Origin of the sequence: Methanosphaerula palustris E1-9c (assembly GCF_000021965.1) — an archaeon.
GTDB lineage: Archaea > Halobacteriota > Methanomicrobia > Methanomicrobiales > Methanospirillaceae > Methanosphaerula > Methanosphaerula palustris.
Genome location: NC_011832.1, coordinates 1,787,529 through 1,804,491, shown reverse-complemented (window position 1 = coordinate 1,804,491; position 16,963 = coordinate 1,787,529). Strand labels below are relative to the sequence as shown.

Genomic DNA, 16,963 nt, shown 5'->3' with positions numbered 1-16,963 from the left:
TCTGCAGACCATTCAGTAGCGGAGTCCAGATGAATCAGAAACAGAGGGATGGGCTGCCTGAATTGCTCGCGCCAGCAGGGTCGGAAGAGGCGCTGATCGCTGCCATTAATGCAGGGGCGGATGCCGTGTACCTGGGCGGGTCGCGTTTTGGGGCTCGACAGTTTGCAACGAACTTTGATGAAGCGGCCCTGGTCCGTTCGGTAGCCAGAGCGCATGCACAGAACGTCGCGGTCTATGTCACCGTCAACACCCTGATCCATGACCGGGAACTCGTTGACGTGGCCCGGTATCTGCTGGTGCTGTACCGTATGGGGGTGGATGCGGTGCTGGTGCAGGATGTCGGAGTGGCAGCCCTGGCCAGATGGCTGGTTCCTGACCTGCCGCTCCACGCGTCGACTCAGATGACGATCTACACCATTGGAGGGGTGCGGTGGGCCGTAGCGCATGGATTCTCACGGGTGGTGCTGGCCCGCGAACTCTCCCTTGCAGAGGTGACGGCGATCGCCGCTGCAGCAGAGGAGGAACATCTCGATATCGGTCTGGAGATATTTTTACATGGAGCGCTCTGTTACAGTTACTCAGGACAGTGCCTCCTCTCGTCGGTGATCGGGGGACGGTCCGGAAACCGGGGGAGCTGCGCACAGCCGTGCAGAAAACCATACACCCTCCTCCATGGAGAGACAGACCAGTACGGGAGGCCTGTTCGGATGCAGGAGGTCCGGGATGATGAGCAGTACCTCCTATCGCCAAAGGATCTTGCCTGCTACCCGCACCTCGATCAGGTTGTCCATTCGCCGATCACCTCGTTAAAGATCGAAGGAAGGATGAAGTCCCCCGAATATGTTGCCACCGTTGTTGGGATCTACCGTACCGCGCTCGATGCGATCAAAACTGGGGGGTGGAAGCCTGAAGATGCGGTGATCGAACGCCTGCTGATGGCCTTCAACCGGGGTTTCACGGGTGGGTACCTGCTGGGCGCCCGTCACCGATCATTGATGGGGCGAGATCGACCGGATAATCGCGGGCTCTTCGTCGGGACGGTATTGGAATCTGATAGCGAACGGGGGGAGGTCATCGTTACCCTGGAGGGGACGACCGCCCCTGATACAGGTGACGGGCTGGTGTTCATCGCTCCTGACGGTGAGGAGTGCGGTCTGGTGCTGCGGGGTACACCGTGGTACCATCCAGGGGAACAGAAGGTCTCCCTGCCTGTGCAGGATCGGGTTGTCGTGGGTTCGAAGGTCTACCTGACAAGAAGTGCAGTGTATACCCGGGCCACACGGCGGCAGATCAGCGATGATGCGGCACACCCCCCTGCTCGAGTCTCCCTCTCCCTCTCGTTCTGGTTTGATGAAGAGCGACTGCCGCACCTCTCCGGCACGGTCCTCCGCAGGGACCAGATTGCAGTTCCGGTTTCAGTCATCGGCGACGAACCGTTTCTGGAGGCACGGGAACACCCGCTCACCAGCGACCGGATCCGGGAACAGCTGACCCGGACTGGGGGAACTCCGTTTGTGATCACCGATCTTGTGATCGACAACCCCGGTACACTCTTTGGTCGGAGCAGTGCGCTCAACAGGCTCCGGCGCGACCTCCTCTCCGCTGCGGCCGGTGTAATCGTCAGTTCATATCATCCATCAGAGGAGGCACAGGCTGCCGCCGAAGCCCGATGCACCCGGTTTGTTGAGATGGAGAGCCAGCCGGGGAATGTTATACCAGTGTCGACGATCCCGAATCTGGTCCTCTTTACAGATACCCTGGAAGCGGTGGCAGCTGCGGCTGCGGCCGGGTGTCGTCTGATCTGTTTTGAACCAAAATCACCCGCCCCCTGTGGATGTACTGGTACGGTCCCCTCGATGATCGATCAACTCACCAAGGCAGTTAATCTCCTCCGTACAACCGGGGCGAAACTGGTCTGGAAGTGGCCGCAGATCACCCGTCATGAGTTTTTTAAGATGGCCGGCGATATCCTGGCTACTCCTCTTATCGAAGACCTCGCAGGTGTGATGGTCAACGGGATCGGAGCGGCAACTGCCCTGCAGGAGATGGCCCCCACCCTTCCACTCTATGGCGGGCAGGGGTTGAACATCTGGAACCGATGTACGGTCAATGCGCTGACTGGGTTCCACCTGCTGACCCTCTCTGGGGAACTCTCACGTGAGGAGATTGCAGAACTCACCGATATCGTCTCGCGTCTACCATCCAGCGATCATTGTCCACATCTCGCCCTGATCGTTCAGGGGAGTGCCGGGGCACTGGTGACCGAGGACTGTCCGGTCGGCACGTCCTGTGGATGTATCCCGCCGCGTACCGGTTCATGGGCCGTCCGCGATCAGAAAGGCGAGGTATTCCCTCTCCTCTTCGATGGCAGTTGCAGGACCCGCATCCAGAACGCCGTCGAGACCTGTCTGATCGATCATCTCCTGGCGATCGCTGGCATCGGTGTCACCGAGGTGGTGATCGACGCGAGGGGCAGAACCCCCCTCTATGCAGAGGAGATGACCCGGCTGTACCTGCAGGGGCTCGATCTGGTGGCGACGGGTGGTCGTCGGAGTGTAGAGGAACTTGCGCACCTTAAGGAAAAGGTGAAGGTGATCTCCCTTGGTGGCATCACCACCGGTCCGTTCCTGCATGGACTCAAAGAGACCTGAACTCATTATTTAAATATCTGCAGACAGAACTGTCCGGGTGAAGAAGGAACCGGGTTCCTTTCAGGGAGATCCTATGTCATCACAGTTCATTCTGGTAAACCTCAAGGCCTACAAGGAAGGGATGGGCCCCCGAGCCCATATGATTGCGCGAGCTGCAGAAGAGGTCAGTGAGGAGAGCGGCATTCAGATCGGGGTCGCACCCTCGTTCTTCGACCTCCATCCTCTGAGCAAACACTTTGAGATCCCGGTCTTTGCACAGCATCTGGACGGCGTTGTCCCTGGTGCGTTTACCGGTCATGTGACCGCCGCCGCGGTCAGACAGACCGGTGCGGTGGGGACTCTGATCAACCACTCTGAACGGAGGCTGACTCTTGCTGAGATCGAAGCCAGTGTGCGGGCTGCGACGGAAGCAGGGCTGGTCACGGTGATCTGTTCAAACAACGATATGACCAGTGCAGCGGCAGCGGCCCTTTCACCGACCTATGTTGCGATTGAACCGCCAGAACTGATCGGTAGCGGGGTGTCGGTGGCCAAGGCGGACCCCGGGATCATACAACGATCAGTGGCAGCCGTGCACGCGGTGAATCCAAAGGTGAAGGTGTTGACCGGTGCCGGCATCCAGTCGGGGGAATGTGTGAAGATCGCCCGTGACCTCGGAACAGATGGTGTACTGCTCGCCTCAAGCGTGGTCAAAGTTGAAGACCCTGCCATCGTGCTCAGAGATCTGGTCTCCCTTCTCTAGGTGATTAGCGAGATCAGGTCGTGCTTGGTTATTACACCCTGCACCTTCCCCTTCTCAAGGACCAGCACCGCATGGTGCTGCTGCAGAATATGGACGACGGTCTCCACATCGATATCCGGGGGAACCGTCGGGAAACTGGACTCCATAAAATCTCTTACCAGATAATTCTGGGATTTATGAGCGTGCTGCTCTTCGATGGCAAAGAGGATCGCTGATTCTGAGATACAACCTACCGGCACCCCATCAAGGATCACCGGCAACTGGGAGATGCCGTTCTTTTCCATGATATCGACGGCACTTGCTATCTGGTTCTCGGGATGGATACTCTGTACTGGTGTATGCATCACCTGAGCAGCCGTCACGATCGAGCGCTCGGCGATGTTTAGTACTCTGATGATCTTATCCAGCGTCCCTACCCGCGGATCAACGCTCCCAGCCTCTATCCTGGCAATCATCGACTGGCTGACTCCGGCCTTTCGTGCGAGTTCAGACTGGGTCAGGTCGAGCATCTCACGCTTAGCCCTGATCTCAGACGGCGTCGGGATATGCATTATATTACTCATGGTGATGACAGGTTATTAATTTTTTTAATTCGTTATGCAGAAAAGAACATATTTGAAGATATCAGAACTGGAGTGGGAGGAGTAAGCCTCCTTCTGTTCATTGTGGCATTCAGCTATGCGTCATACCCGGGCAGAGACCGGACTCTCCACGCGCCCTGTTCTGACTTGCACCCGCAGGGATTCACCGTTTCATCGTATCCTTCCCGTCATCTGCTCAGCGGGTTAATAGGATGCAGGGCATCCGTCTCGCCAAGAGGCTCGGCCGTATCATCGCTCAGGGAAGGCCGTATCGTTTCTGTGCCATTGCCGTGACTCTCGCCACCCATACTTGCATACGGCTGCGCATCCGGTCGGTGGGAGGACTTTCCTCAGCAGCTTACGCCACCGTCAGCCACACTCTCCCTCTCCATGTACAGAAATGTCGCCTGGTTATTTACATCTTCCACATAAGGCCACGCGATTCTTTCAAAAAACCGCTCAGAATTGTCTGGAAAAAACAGGAACCGCCTGAACCATGTCAATATCTTAATCTCACTGAAGAACAAGACCTTGATCAATGATACCTCTGATGCTTGACCTCTCCGGCCGGAGTGTACGGATCTTTGGGGGGGGGGAGGTTGGAGCACGGAAGGCGGCCTTCTTTGCAGACGAGGCGGCAGTGCAGATCTTCAGTCGTTCATTCTCTTCCCGTTTCTCTTCCCTGCCGGTGACATCACAGGTTCTCGATGTTGAACTGCTCGATGATCAGACCCTTGGTGACCTGATCAAGGGGGCATTTCTGGTAGTCGCAGCGACATCTTCCCCCGATCAGAACAATCGGATCGGCAGGATCTGCAGGGACCTGGGTGTGCTCTTCAACAATGCAGATGGTGAACAGGGCGATCTTCAGTTACCGGCGGTGGCCAGAGGTGAGCAGTACCTGATTGCGGTTTCTACCGGTGGGAGCAGCCCGGCGGTGGCCCGTTATATCAGGGAGACGATTGAACGCGAGGTGCCCTGTCTTGATCGGATGATTCTGCTTCAGCGTGAAGTCCGTGGAGCACTCAAACAGTTGCCCCTCTCTTCAGACGAGCGGCGACGTATCCTTTCAGCGATCCTCCGTGATTCTGCAGTGAACAGTGCCCTGAACACCGGTGTCGACCAGGCCGTTGCAGTGGTGTGGACACGATACCTGCAGGGGAGGTCTCCGGATGGCTGTTGATCCGCTCTTTGCTCATATTGCGATCGGAGGGATGAACCACCATACGGCAGATATGGATATGCTGGAGCAGTTCCGGTTTGGCGATGAGGAACAGTTCCTTGCTGATATTCAGGTTCATTTCAAGGGTGCGATCCTCCTTCAGACCTGTAACCGGGTTGAGATACTGGTACAGGGGACCGGAGCCGGGCTCACCGAATACCTCCATGAACTGGGGAGGGCTTCCTTTGAGGTCCGTGAGGATCTGGATGCGATCCGGCACCTGCTCGAAGTGGCATGCGGGATCGATTCGATGATCGTCGGGGAAGACCAGATCCTCGGTCAGTTGAAGAAGGCGCTGGCCGCTGCACAGACGGCCGGAGCCTGCAGCCCGCTCATCGAGCAGTGTGTAAACAAGGCGGTACATGTCGGGGTTGAGGTCAGGCGGCGGACCGAGATCAACCGGGGTGCTGTCTCGATCGGATCCGCCGCGGTGACACTCGCAGAGGAACTGCTCGGAACCCTGACCGGCCGGCATATCCTGGTGGTCGGGGGCGGGGAGATTGGGATGCTGGTGACCCAGGCCCTGGCGGCTAAGGATCTGACTGCGATCTATGTGGCCAACAGGACATACGCCCGTGCCGTGCAACTAGCATCGAAGATCGGTGGAAAGGCGGTAACGATGGCTGAAATGCACCGGTACCTGGTTCTCTCGGATGTGGTGATCTCCTGCACCTCCGCCCCGCATCCGATCATCCGATGCGAGGAACTCAAAGAGGTGATGAAGGGACGATGCTGGCCGCTCGAGGGACACCCGCGGCCGTTGATCCTGATCGATATCGCCCAACCGCGCGATGTCGAGGTGGGGGCCGATCAGATCGACGGGGTTCACCTCTGTACCATCGACAACCTGCGCACCATCAGTCAGAATAATCTCGATTACCGAAAGAGCGAAGCTTCACGGGCGCAGACCTATATTGAGGAGGAACTGAACCAGTTCGTCCAGTTGATCAACCGGAAGGCGGCCGACGACCATCTTTCGATGCTTCATTCGTGGGCCGAACAGATCAGGGTCAGGGAGCGCGACCGTGCGCTGGCCCGGCTCGGGTCAGAGGATCAGAGGGCGGTCGCTGTCGTCGACGATCTGACCAGGGTGCTGGTCAAGAAACTGCTGACTGATGCCACGTTCTCAATTCGTGCCAGCGCGGAGTGTGGAGAGATGGAGGCTGCGGCTTCGCTCGTCCATGCGATCACCCAGGGGGAGAAATTGTGTATCCAGAAAAAAGAATGAGACGGCTGCGGGGCAGGCATCTGCTTCCACTACTGACTGAACATCACCTGAATAAGAAAGACCTGATTGCGCCGATCTTTGTCGACCAGACGATCACGGTTCCACGCCCGATCGAGACGATGCCGGGGCAGAATCGGTATCCTGTATCTGCGGTTGGGGAGGTTGCAACACGCCTGTTCCGGAAAGGAATCTGGGCACTGCTTCTCTTTGGGGTGCCAGAAGTGAAGGATCCGGAGGCCAGCGGGGCGTTTGATCCCAATGGGGTCATACAACAGGCCGTCCGGGCCGTAAAACAGGCGGTGCCGGCGATGGTCGTCCTCACCGATGTATGTGCCTGTGAGTACACCTCGAGCGGCATCTGTGGGATCGGCGGACCGAACCGGTGCGGGGAGGTCGACCTGTTGAACGATCCTTCGCTTGCATTGATGGCTGATATTGCAGTCAGTCATGCTGAGGCCGGGGCCGATATCGTAGCCCCGTCGTGCATGCTCGATGGGATGGTAATCACGATACGGCATGCACTCGATCAGGCCGGTTTCCAGGACGTGCTGATCCTCTCGTACTCGACCAAGTTCGCTTCGGCGCTGTACGGCCCCTTCCGGGACGCCGCTGATTCGAGCTGTTTCTGCGGTGACCGGACCTCCTACCAGATCAACCCTGCCAATGGTCGCGAAGGGTACATGGAGTCTAGGCTCGATGTCGATGAGGGGGCTGACATGCTGATGGTGAAGCCGGCCGGGTTCTACCTTGATGTGCTCGCATCGATCACCGATTTCGGTCTGCCGGTTGCGGCTTATCAGGTCAGTGGTGAATATGCTTTGATCATGGCAGCTGCTGAGAATGGCTGGATTAATAAGAAGGCAGTGGCCATGGAGAGTTTGATCGCAATCAAACGGGCGGGTGCCGACCTGATCATCACCTACTTTGCCGAGGACGTAGCGGGGTGGCTCGATGAAGACTGTGAGTGAGGATCTCTATCAAAAGGCGCGGGGTCTGATGCCTGGCGGGGTATCGAGTCCAGTCCGTGCCATCGCTCCGTACCCATTTTATACGGCACGGGGGTCCGGCGCCGTCCTCACGACGATCGACGGAACCGATCTGATCGATTGCTGCCTGGCCTATGGGCCGCTGATCCTCGGTCATGCCTTCCCTGCAGTACAGGAGGCGATCGCCGAACAACTGCAGGACGGCTGGCTGTATGGCACCCCGTCCCTTCATGAGGTCAGGCTTGCGGAGCAGGTGATCAGGGATCACCCCTCGATCGAGATGGTCAGGTTCGTCTCCAGCGGGTCGGAGGCCACGATGGCGGCGATACGCCTGGCACGGGGATATACCGGAAAGTCTGATATCGTCAAGGTCGAGGGCGGGTTCCATGGCGCCCATGACGCGGTGCTGGTGAAGGCCGGCTCGGGGGCTACCACCCTTGGGGTGCCCGACTCAGCCGGGGTTCTTCCCGATCTGGTCAGGCATACGCTGCAGGTACCGTACAATGACCCTGAAGCCCTCGAAATGCTCCTCTCAAAGCATAGTGATGTCGCGGCCCTGATCATCGAGCCGGTGATGGGGAACATCGGTCCGATTCTGCCGGAGGAGAACTATCTTCGCGAGGTCCGATCGATCACTACAGCCCATGACGTGCTGCTGATCTTCGATGAGGTGATCACCGGGTACCGGCTCGGAATCGGCGGGGCACAGGTCTGCTACGGGGTCACGCCGGATCTGACGACGCTTGGCAAGATCATCGGTGGTGGATTGCCTATTGGGGCGTTTGGCGGTAGGGCTGAGATCATGAAGCTGATCGCGCCTGCAGGCCCGGTGTACCAGGCCGGGACCTTCAATGGCAACCCACTCTCGATGACAGCCGGAACGGCAACGCTGGCCTGGCTGTCGGCCCACCAGGAGATTTATCACCACTTGGATGATGAGACCCGGGCTATCGAAGAGGCGGTGATAGACTCGCCGGCCGGCGCCCATGGTTCGTTTGTCAGGCTGGGCTCTCTCTTCAAATTATTCTTCAGGTCATCGCCGCCACGGGACTACATCGAGGCCAAACAGAGTGATACCACCGCATTTAAAGAATTCTGGGATCAGACCCTGCAATCAGGGATCTTCCTCCCACCCTCGCAGTTTGAGACCAACTTCCTCTCAACAGCACACACCGAGCAGCAGATAGAAGCGATCAGCGCAGCATACCGATCATGTCGATACGAGTAGGAACCAGAGGCAGTGCGCTGGCACGGGTCCAGACCGAGAAGGTCTGCTCCATGCTGGCCTCACGGGGCATCGAGACTGAGACTGTGGTGATCACCACTCATGGTGATGCCGTCACCGGCGTTCCCCTCCATGAGATTGGGGGGCAGGGTGTCTTTGTACGGGCGCTTGACGACGCCATCGAGGCGCAGGAGATTGACTGTGCAGTCCATAGTCTCAAGGACGTCCCCGCTCTTCGTCCGCCAGGTGTACTCACCTGTGCCGTGCTCAAGCGGAACTCCCCGGCTGATTTTCTTGCGGTCGATGCGGTGGAGAATCCACAGATCATCGGGTCTTCAAGCACTCGCAGGCGTGCACAACTCCTTCGGCATGATCCATCCCTGGAGGTGAAGCAGCTCCGCGGCAATGTCGACACCAGGATTCGAAAACTGAAGGCTGGTGAATATGATGGGATCGTCCTCGCCGAAGCAGGCCTTCAACGGCTTGGTCTCTCGCTCAAAGGAAAGCGGCTGCCAGTCGATGAGTTTGTTCCATCCCCCAATCAGGGCACGGTGGCTGTGGTCTGCAGAGAGGATCCGTCCCTGATCGAGACCCTGGCCTGTGCCCTCGATCATGAGGGGACACGGCAGGATGTGGTCTTCGAGCGGGCTGTGATGGAGGAACTCGGTGGCGGCTGTTTCGTTCCGGAAGGGGTCTATTGCAGGGACGGCCACCTGATCGCCGAGGTGCTGGCACTGGACGGTTCGCGTTATCAACGGATCGAGGCTGATCCGTCCGATGTCAGAGAGGCGCGTGAGATCGGAAGAAGATTGAAGGTACAGGCGGCTGATCTGATCAGCGACGCGGTCAGAACACTGGGGTTGGAAGAATGAACGGTAAGGTATTCATCGTGGGCTCAGGTCCGGGAAGTGAAGGGATGCTGACCCAGCGCGCGCGGGAGGTGATCGATGCTGCTGAGGTGGTCCTGTATGACCAGCTCCCTGGTGAGGAGATCCTCTCTTCGCTCCCTGAGGATGCAGAACTGATCGACTGTGGGAAGTATGGGGGGAATCACACCCTCGAGCAGGACGAGATCGAGGCGCTGATCGTCGACCGTGCCAGGGTCGGGAAGCAGGTCGTCAGGCTTAAAGGGGGCGATCCCTTCATGTTCGGGCGCGGTGGCGAGGAACTGGAGACGATCCGGCAGGCTGGGATCGAGGCCGAACTGGTCCCCGGTATCACCAGTGCCATCGCGGTGCCGGCCTCGGTCGGGATTCCGTTGACGCATCGACGGTTCGCCTCGCAGGTCACGATCATGACCGGTCATGAAGATCCGACCAAGCCGGAGTCTGCACTCGATTGGTCACTGCTTGCCCGTTCGCGGGGGACGATCGTGATCCTGATGGGGGTGAAGAACCTGTCCAAAATAACCGGGCTGCTGGTGAAGAACGGCCGGAGCGGGACGACACCGGTTGCGATCATCGAGCGGGGATTCAGGGCTGACCAGCGGGTCACGGTGGGGACACTCGAAGATATCGGGGAGAAGGCGGTCGTGGCAGGTGTGAAACCGCCGGCAGTGATTGTGATCGGTGACGTGGTCACACTCTATGATCCGGCTTATCCACCATTGATCCCCTTCTGATCTCCCCTTTCTGGACAAATATTCTTCTGTTAAGGTAACTTTATTTTACTAAGATTATGGTGCTGAAGGGCGGACCGACACAGGATGAGGTCATGGCGATCTCACTCTTTAAGCTCGGAGTGCAGAGCGGGGATACTGTCGCAGATATTGGCTGTGGCACCGGAAAGGTGGCGATTGCAATGGCTGCAGATGCCGGATCGGTGATCGCCGTGGACCGGCGGGAGGAAGCAATCGCTGTCGCAGAACAGGCTGCTCTCGAGGCAGGGACCTCAAATATAGAATTTCACTGTGGAGAGGCGACGGATCTGCTCAGGCAAATTCCTTCGCTGGACTGTGCCTTCCTCGGGGGATCGCAGTCGCTTGAGACGGTCCTTGACCTGCTTGCAGAGCGGGTGAAGAGGACGATCGTGGTGAATGCGGTCCTTCTCGACACGGTATATGAGGCGGTGCGGGTGATGAAAAAACTGGATATCTTTGAAGAGGTAGTGCAGGTGCAGGTGGCGCGGTCATATCCGCTGGGGAAAAGTTTGATCTTCCGACCGATCGATCCGGTCTTTATTGTGACCGGGAGGGTGGCCTGATGCTGGTCGGTCTCGGTCTCGGCCCAGGAGACCCGGAACTGCTGACCCTTCGAGCGGTCAGGCTGCTGACCGAGGCAGATGCCGTCTATGTGCCGGGCCAGATCGCACAGGCGCTGGTCTCTCCATACCGGGAGGCCGAGATACTTGACTTTCCGATGATCGAGGATCAGGATCAGATCAAGCGATCGATGGAACAGAACGCCGATCAGATCGCAGCGACCGCCAAGGACGGGCTCGTCGTGCTCGGGATCCTGGGTGACCCGAACTTCTACTCGACCTTCTCCCGTCTTTGTGCGGTCATAAAGGAGCGGTATCCTGCAATCATCTGTTCGACCGAGCCCGGGATTTCGTCGATCACGGCATTTGCATCGGTGGCCGATGTATCCTTGTCAGGTGGGTTCATCGTCTCTGATGGAGCAGTCCCTTCGTCTCAAATTTTGCTGAAGGTGAAGAAACCACAGGCAACCCGCGACCAGTTGATGCAGGAGGGCTTCTCAGATTTTGTGCTGGTCGAGCGGATGTTCATGGACGAGATGAAGATCTACCGGAACGAGGAACTGCAACAGACCAGCAACTACTTCAGCGTCATGTTTGCGAGGCGCTCATGACCCTCGGTAAGGTCTTTATCGTCGGAGCCGGCCCAGGCGATCCCGGGCTGATCACGGTGAAGGGGATGGATCTCCTTCGGGAGGCCGAGGTGCTGATCTATGCCGGTTCCCTGGTGAACCCTGCCCTGGTCAGTGCGAGCAGGGCAGCGGTGAAACTGGACAGCTGGGGAATGAGCCTCGCCGAACTGGTCGAGGCGATGGTTTCGGCGGTTAGGGAGGGTAAAAAAGTTGTGCGACTGCACAGCGGGGACCCTTCCCTGTATGGGGCCATCGTCGAACAGATCCGTGCGCTATCAGAGCAGGGGGTTTCTGTTGAGATCGTGCCGGGTGTCTCCTCGATGTTCGGTGCGGCGGCGGCCCTTGGAACGCAGCTGACCCTCCGGGGGGTATCAGACTCGCTGATCGTCACCCGGCCGGCAGGGGCTACCCTCGAAGAGGATAAGATCACTGCTCTCTCTGCGCTCGGGACGACTTTGGTCGTCTTTCTCGGAACCGAACACCTTGAGGAGGTGCTGGCCAAGCTCGACCGACCGGAGAACACGCCCGTGGCAGTTGTCTATCATGCGACCTGGCCAGACCAGATCATCGTCCGCGGGATGATTCGGGATATTGCAGGGAAAGCTCGGGAGGCCGGGATTACAAAGACTGCGCTGATCCTGATCGGTGGGGTTGTGGACCCCGAACAGACCGGGTACCAGCATTCGGTGCTGTACTCATGACCAGGACCGTGGTGATCGCGCTCCCCCGCTTCAGCGGAGAGGCGGCGATGATCGCCAGGTTTCTCGATGCAGACCACCGTGACTACGTTGCCGGCGTCTTTGCAGAGGTCTGGGGAGTTTACAACCGGATCGTGGCGGTGATGTCCGCCGGGATCGTGGTCAGGCAGGTGGCCCCCCTCCTCAAGGACAAGTGGCAGGACCCAGCGGTGGTCGTGGTCAGCCCAGACCTTCGGTATGCAATTCCCCTGGTCGGAGGGCATCACGGTGCCAACGACCTTGCCAAGAAACTTTCAAAAGCCGGCCTTCTGCCGGTACTGACGACCGCGACCGAGTCCCTCGGCCTTCCGTCGGTCGAGGGGATCGCTACAGCCCGACAATGCGATGTCGTGAACCGTCCTTCGACCAGGACCGTCAATGCGGCGATCCTTGAACGTGATGTCCCGGTCTATCGTATCGATGGACCTGCGATCGTGATTGCGGGACCAGCGGTCTCGTTTCTGGTCGCTTCAGGCGAGTATGTGGTCGGGATCGGATGCCGGCGGGGGGTTACGCCCCTGGAGGTGCAGCAGAGTGTTGAAGAGGCCCTGTCAGCGGCTGGGATAGCAGTTGATGACGTCCGTTGTTATGCCACGACCGTCCAGAAGAGAGACGAGGCAGGACTGATCGATGGGGTCTTCGCCATGGGTGGCGATCTGATCTTTCTGGATGACCAGACGATCAATGCCGAGTCTCCCCCGAGCAGGTCCGGGGCTGACAGGATCGGGCTTGTCGGGGTCGCAGAGCCTGCTGCGCTGGCATTATCAACGAAGAGAGAGATGATCATGGAGAAGAAAGTGTATGGGAGAGTTACGATTGCCATTGCACGCTGAAACCAGAGGCCGGCTCTATATCGTCGGGTCCGGACCCGGCGGAATTGAACAGATGACCGGAGAGGCGGTCTGGGCCATCGCTGCCTCTGACTGTGTCATTGGAAACCAGAGTTACCTGGATGCGCTCCAGCCGCTGCTGGCCGGTAAAGAGGTGATCAGGAGTTCGATGGGGCAGGAGGTCGAGCGTGCCAAACGCTCGATCGCTCTTGCTCAGAATCGGACGGTCGCGATGATCAGCGGCGGTGACGCCGGTGTCTATGGGATGGCCAGTATTGTGCTCGAGGTGCTCGACCATGCAGAGGTCAAGGTGCCGTTCGTGGTGATCCCGGGTGTGACCGCGGCGAACGCAGCTGCAGCGCTGCTCGGTTCCCCCCTCTCCGGGGATTTTGTGACGTTGAGTCTGTCGGACCTCCTGACACCGCTGGAGGTGATCGAACATCGGCTCTCGCTGGCCTTCCAGATGGGAGTGCCGGTCGCGCTGTACAACCCGAAGAGCCGGGGTCGCCCACATAACTTTGCCCAGGCGATGGAGATTGCGGCCCGCTATCGTCCGGCAGAGACTCCGGTCGGTGTGGTGCAGAATGCGTACCGGGATGGGGAGCGGGTGCTGGTCACCACGCTCGGGGATGTCGGGACGATCGAGGACCAGGTGGATATGCACTCGATTGTGATCCTCGGTGGAGAGGAGAGCAGAATCTTTTTGAGGGACGATCATGGCGAAGGAATCATCACCCCACGCGGGTACCACAGAAAATACGTATATTGACCTCGGAGCGGTCACGCCCGAGGCCTTTGCGATATCGGCGAAGAGCAGAACACTGGCCAGATCGGTGATCGGGAACGAGTCTGATGAAGATCGGGTCCGGCAGCGGTGCTCGGTGGCCGTCGGAGACTTTGAGATGGCTGACCTTCTCCGATTTATGAACGATCCGGTTCCGGCTGGAATACAAGCACTGAAGGCAGGGGCTCCGATCATCACCGACATCAGGATGGTCCAGGTTGGAATCCAGAAGAAGGGGCATCAAAGCGAGGTAATCTGCGCCCTCGATCATGGTCTGACGACAGCTCAGGAGAAGGGAATCACCCGGACCTCGGCTGGTTTTCTCGCTCTTCGGGAGAGACTCCCCGGCTCCATCGTGGCGATCGGGAACGCTCCGTCGGCGCTGCTGACGCTCTGCGACCTGATCAAACAGGGAGTGAGGCCTGCGCTGGTGATCGGAGCGCCAGTCGGGTTTGTGAATGCGGCCGAGTCGAAGGTGCTGCTCAGAACGGTGGATATTCCCTCGATATCAACAGAGGGGACCCGCGGAGGCACGCCGGTCGCGGTCGCGGCGATCAACGAGATCATCACGATCATCAATGAATGAAGGGATCATCGATCCGGTCAGTGGGTTCATATATCCTGCTGACTGGGTGGTCCGGTGCGCCGATCCGGCCGGTCTCAACGCAGTCTCAACTGGCTTTGCGGTTCTCACCTCTGCCGGTACGGTGCTGAAGCGTGGGTTCACCACCGGGACTACGGCTGCTGCAGCGGCTATGGCTGCTGTCCTCTCGCTGGATGGACCGGTGGCGTCAGTACAGATCCGGCTGCCGTGCGGCCTCACCGCAACGTTGCCGGTCACGACGCTCCATGCCGGTGTTGCAGTCTGCCGTAAATACTCCGGTGATTACCCCTCTGATGTAACATCCGGACTGGCGATCCGTGCTGAAGCAATGCCTGCCGACCAGACGAATCTCTCTGCCGGCGAAGGGATCGGTCGGTATTCCCGGGGCACCGCCCGCTGGATGGTTGGAGAACCGGCTATCAGTACCTCTGCAGAGGCCTGTATTCTTCAGGCGATCAGGGATGGCATAACAGCCCTGGGTGATAGTTGTAAAGGGGCCTCGGTGAAACTCTCGGTTCCTGACGGGGTTGCTGTTGCATCCCTGACTCTAAATCCGCAGCTCGGGATCATCGGCGGGATCTCTCTGCTCGGGACCACCGGGCTCGTCGAGCCCTGGGACGATCACCTCACCTCCACCATCATGGACCGGGTCAGCGGAGCAGACCGGGTGGTGCTGACCACCGGCAGGATCGGACTCCGGTATTCCCGGCTTCTCTTTCCTGATCATGAGGTGGTGTTGATCGGTGGCAAGATTCGGGAGGCGCTGGATGTTGCGCATGGCGAGGTGATCCTCTGCGGGCTCCCAGGGCTGATCCTGAGGTATATCGATCCCTCAATTCTGGAAGGGACCGGCTGTGTTACGGTCGAAGAACTGCGGGGAACTGATAATTTTGTACCACGGATGGAGGCTGCACTCAAACAGTTCACCGAGCAGCACCCAAATGTTCAGGTGGTGCTGATCGAGCGGGACGGGAGTACGATTGGAGGGGAGCGATGAAGGTGGTCGGGGTCGGCTGCGGCCCGGGGATGCTGACCCGGGCAGCTGCTGATGCGATCACCCGGGCTGGCAGCATCTATGGCTCACCACGTGCGATAGCGCTGGCTGCATACTGTATCAGGAAGGACTGTCCAGTTCATGAGATCGAGGATTACAAAGCCCTCCGGACGCTCCCACCGACGACGGTCGTTCTCTCCACAGGCGACCCGATGCTGGCCGGCCTCGGCTACCTCGGCGGCGAGGTTATCCCCGGGATCTCTTCGCTCCAACTGGCTGCAGCCCGAATTGGCATTCCGCTGACCAGGGTTATGATCGTGAATGCTCATGGAAAGGACCATCTCCATGCAATCGAGGAGGTGGTAAGTGTGGTGCACCATGGCAGGATCGCTTTTTTGATTGCAGACCCAGCCTTCTCCATCCCGGCTCTTGCCGGGGCACTGGAGGCTGCATTGTTCTCCTGCCGGCTGGTTGTCTGTGCCGACCTCGGGTACCCTGAAGAGGAGATCAGCAGTGGGGATACGGGTAATCCTCCCTCAGTCAGTTCAGGACTCTATGTCCTCTTTGCAGGATTGTTCTGACCTGGACTTCTGTCCGGCAGGGGGATGTTCTTCACCTGCACTTGTGGTATCAGTGCCATGATATCCTCTCTTTTTCCTAATGCCGTACCTGACCGCATCGTGGTCGCGGTTCCTGCTGCCACAGCATAGATCAGTGCTTCCTGAACATCCTTCCCTTCGGCGAGGGCATAGACAAACCCGGCGACTGCCGAGTCCCCCGCTCCGATGGTGTTCTTTACCTTGACCTTTGGTGGTATCCCATGGAGGATCAGATCCTTTGAGACCAGTAGAATTCCATCCGGGCCGAGTGAGGCGAGTACCACCTTCACGCCCGCTTCAAGTGGTTCCTGTGCTGCAGAGAGGATCTCTTCCAGAGAGTTCAGCGGTCTGTCGACCAGTTCTGAAAGTTCATGGAGGTTCGGTTTGATCGCATAGGGCTTCCCCTCGATCCCCGCCTTCAGGGCAGCTCCATCTGCATCGAAGAGGACCGTACCACCACGTTCCTGTGCGATCTCAATGATCGTCCTGTAGATTGAAGGATTCAGATTTGGGGGAAGACTCCCGCCGATAGTCAGCAGTCCCGGGTTCTGCAGATTCCGGATCTTACGAAGCAGTGCCATCATTGCACTGGGTTCGACCTCCGGCCCCCTGGAGTTGAGGAGCACCTGTGTATCGATCAATTGTTCATGGATCACTAGGTTCGACCTGGTTTCACCGGCAATCCGGATAAAGTCGCAGCCGATCCCTGCGGTGATCAGGCCGGCTTCGAGCTGGTCTCCCCGAAAACCTCCGATAAATCCAAAGGCCAGTGTATCAGCACCGAGGGTGGTCAACACCCTCGATACGTCGACCCCCTTTCCACCGGGGTACCAATGCTCCTCAATGATCCGGTTTGCGACATCACAGCGGATCTGGTCGACCTCGATCGTCCGGTCAAGAGCCGGATTCAGTGTCACAGTATAGATCATTGCCATCTCACGTTCTGCAATGA

General features: G+C 58.6%; 18 protein-coding genes and 1 other RNA gene. 16 read left to right on the top strand and 3 right to left on the bottom strand.

The genetic code is table 11. The features are described 5' to 3' along the window. Window positions 1-29 precede the first annotated feature (29 nt). On the top strand, window positions 30-2,651 hold the full coding sequence (locus tag MPAL_RS08615) for a U32 family peptidase (RefSeq protein WP_012618358.1): 2,622 nt from the start codon (window positions 30-32) through the stop codon (window positions 2,649-2,651). 73 nt (window positions 2,652-2,724) lie between these two features. Further along, on the top strand, window positions 2,725-3,393 hold the full coding sequence (gene tpiA, locus MPAL_RS08610) for a triose-phosphate isomerase (protein ID WP_012618357.1): 669 nt from the start codon (window positions 2,725-2,727) through the stop codon (window positions 3,391-3,393). On the opposite strand, the gene MPAL_RS08605 is transcribed toward tpiA, so the two are convergent. Both MPAL_RS08605 and rnpB read right to left on the bottom strand, forming a co-directional pair. Further along, window positions 3,390-3,944 (bottom strand): CBS domain-containing protein, encoded by a 555-nt coding sequence (locus MPAL_RS08605; protein WP_012618356.1) that lies wholly within the window; start codon window positions 3,942-3,944, stop codon window positions 3,390-3,392. The genes tpiA and MPAL_RS08605 overlap by 4 nt on opposite strands. A gap of 82 nt (window positions 3,945-4,026) precedes the next feature. Then, an RNA gene (gene rnpB, locus MPAL_RS14880) (RNase P RNA component) lies at window positions 4,027-4,363 on the bottom strand. A gap of 149 nt (window positions 4,364-4,512) precedes the next feature. Between rnpB and MPAL_RS08595 the strand changes: the two genes are divergently transcribed. From MPAL_RS08595 to MPAL_RS08530, 14 genes are read left to right on the top strand one after another with little or no spacing between them, the layout of a single operon-like run. Continuing rightward, a complete protein-coding gene (locus tag MPAL_RS08595) occupies window positions 4,513-5,157 on the top strand; it encodes a precorrin-2 dehydrogenase/sirohydrochlorin ferrochelatase family protein (RefSeq protein ID WP_048145284.1) in 645 nt (214 codons plus the stop codon). After that, window positions 5,147-6,424 (top strand): glutamyl-tRNA reductase, encoded by a 1,278-nt coding sequence (gene hemA, locus MPAL_RS08590; protein WP_012618354.1) that lies wholly within the window; start codon window positions 5,147-5,149, stop codon window positions 6,422-6,424. Before MPAL_RS08595 ends, hemA begins: the two co-directional genes overlap by 11 nt. Then, complete coding sequence (hemB, locus tag MPAL_RS08585; protein ID WP_012618353.1) at window positions 6,421-7,392, top strand: porphobilinogen synthase; 972 nt, start codon at window positions 6,421-6,423, stop codon at window positions 7,390-7,392. Before hemA ends, hemB begins: the two co-directional genes overlap by 4 nt. Beyond that, entirely contained in the window at window positions 7,376-8,638 is a 1,263-nt protein-coding gene (hemL, locus tag MPAL_RS08580; RefSeq protein WP_012618352.1) for a glutamate-1-semialdehyde 2,1-aminomutase, read from the top strand. Before hemB ends, hemL begins: the two co-directional genes overlap by 17 nt. After that, on the top strand, window positions 8,623-9,507 hold the full coding sequence (gene hemC, locus MPAL_RS08575) for a hydroxymethylbilane synthase (RefSeq protein ID WP_012618351.1): 885 nt from the start codon (window positions 8,623-8,625) through the stop codon (window positions 9,505-9,507). The genes hemL and hemC overlap by 16 nt, the downstream gene beginning before the upstream one ends. Next, a complete protein-coding gene (cobA, locus tag MPAL_RS08570) occupies window positions 9,504-10,256 on the top strand; it encodes a uroporphyrinogen-III C-methyltransferase (protein WP_012618350.1) in 753 nt (250 codons plus the stop codon). The genes hemC and cobA overlap by 4 nt, the downstream gene beginning before the upstream one ends. Before the next feature lie 56 nt (window positions 10,257-10,312). Next, complete coding sequence (locus MPAL_RS08565; protein ID WP_012618349.1) at window positions 10,313-10,837, top strand: bifunctional cobalt-precorrin-7 (C(5))-methyltransferase/cobalt-precorrin-6B (C(15))-methyltransferase; 525 nt, start codon at window positions 10,313-10,315, stop codon at window positions 10,835-10,837. Continuing rightward, a complete protein-coding gene (locus tag MPAL_RS08560; RefSeq protein WP_012618348.1) occupies window positions 10,837-11,445 on the top strand; it encodes a cobalt-factor II C(20)-methyltransferase in 609 nt (202 codons plus the stop codon). The genes MPAL_RS08565 and MPAL_RS08560 overlap by 1 nt, the downstream gene beginning before the upstream one ends. Continuing rightward, a complete protein-coding gene (locus MPAL_RS08555) occupies window positions 11,442-12,164 on the top strand; it encodes a cobalt-precorrin-4/precorrin-4 C(11)-methyltransferase (protein WP_012618347.1) in 723 nt (240 codons plus the stop codon). The genes MPAL_RS08560 and MPAL_RS08555 overlap by 4 nt, the downstream gene beginning before the upstream one ends. Beyond that, on the top strand, window positions 12,161-13,033 hold the full coding sequence (gene cbiG / locus MPAL_RS08550; protein WP_012618346.1) for a cobalt-precorrin 5A hydrolase: 873 nt from the start codon (window positions 12,161-12,163) through the stop codon (window positions 13,031-13,033). The genes MPAL_RS08555 and cbiG overlap by 4 nt, the downstream gene beginning before the upstream one ends. Next, a complete protein-coding gene (gene cobJ / locus MPAL_RS08545; protein ID WP_012618345.1) occupies window positions 13,002-13,799 on the top strand; it encodes a precorrin-3B C(17)-methyltransferase in 798 nt (265 codons plus the stop codon). Before cbiG ends, cobJ begins: the two co-directional genes overlap by 32 nt. Continuing rightward, on the top strand, window positions 13,747-14,400 hold the full coding sequence (locus tag MPAL_RS08540; RefSeq protein ID WP_012618344.1) for a precorrin-8X methylmutase: 654 nt from the start codon (window positions 13,747-13,749) through the stop codon (window positions 14,398-14,400). The genes cobJ and MPAL_RS08540 overlap by 53 nt, the downstream gene beginning before the upstream one ends. Further along, complete coding sequence (locus tag MPAL_RS08535) at window positions 14,393-15,415, top strand: cobalt-precorrin-5B (C(1))-methyltransferase (RefSeq protein WP_012618343.1); 1,023 nt, start codon at window positions 14,393-14,395, stop codon at window positions 15,413-15,415. The genes MPAL_RS08540 and MPAL_RS08535 overlap by 8 nt, the downstream gene beginning before the upstream one ends. Beyond that, the gene (locus MPAL_RS08530; RefSeq protein ID WP_012618342.1) at window positions 15,412-15,993 is read left to right on the top strand and encodes a cobalt-precorrin-7 (C(5))-methyltransferase; all 582 of its coding nucleotides are present in this window, start codon (window positions 15,412-15,414) and stop codon (window positions 15,991-15,993) included. The genes MPAL_RS08535 and MPAL_RS08530 overlap by 4 nt, the downstream gene beginning before the upstream one ends. On the opposite strand, the gene pfkB is transcribed toward MPAL_RS08530, so the two are convergent. Next, window positions 15,966-16,946 carry a 1-phosphofructokinase gene (gene pfkB, locus MPAL_RS08525; RefSeq protein ID WP_201763841.1) on the bottom strand — a complete coding sequence of 327 codons (981 nt, stop codon included), beginning with the start codon at window positions 16,944-16,946 and terminating at the stop codon, window positions 15,966-15,968. The two genes, MPAL_RS08530 and pfkB, sit on opposite strands and share 28 nt — an antisense overlap. Window positions 16,947-16,963: the final 17 nt, after the last annotated feature.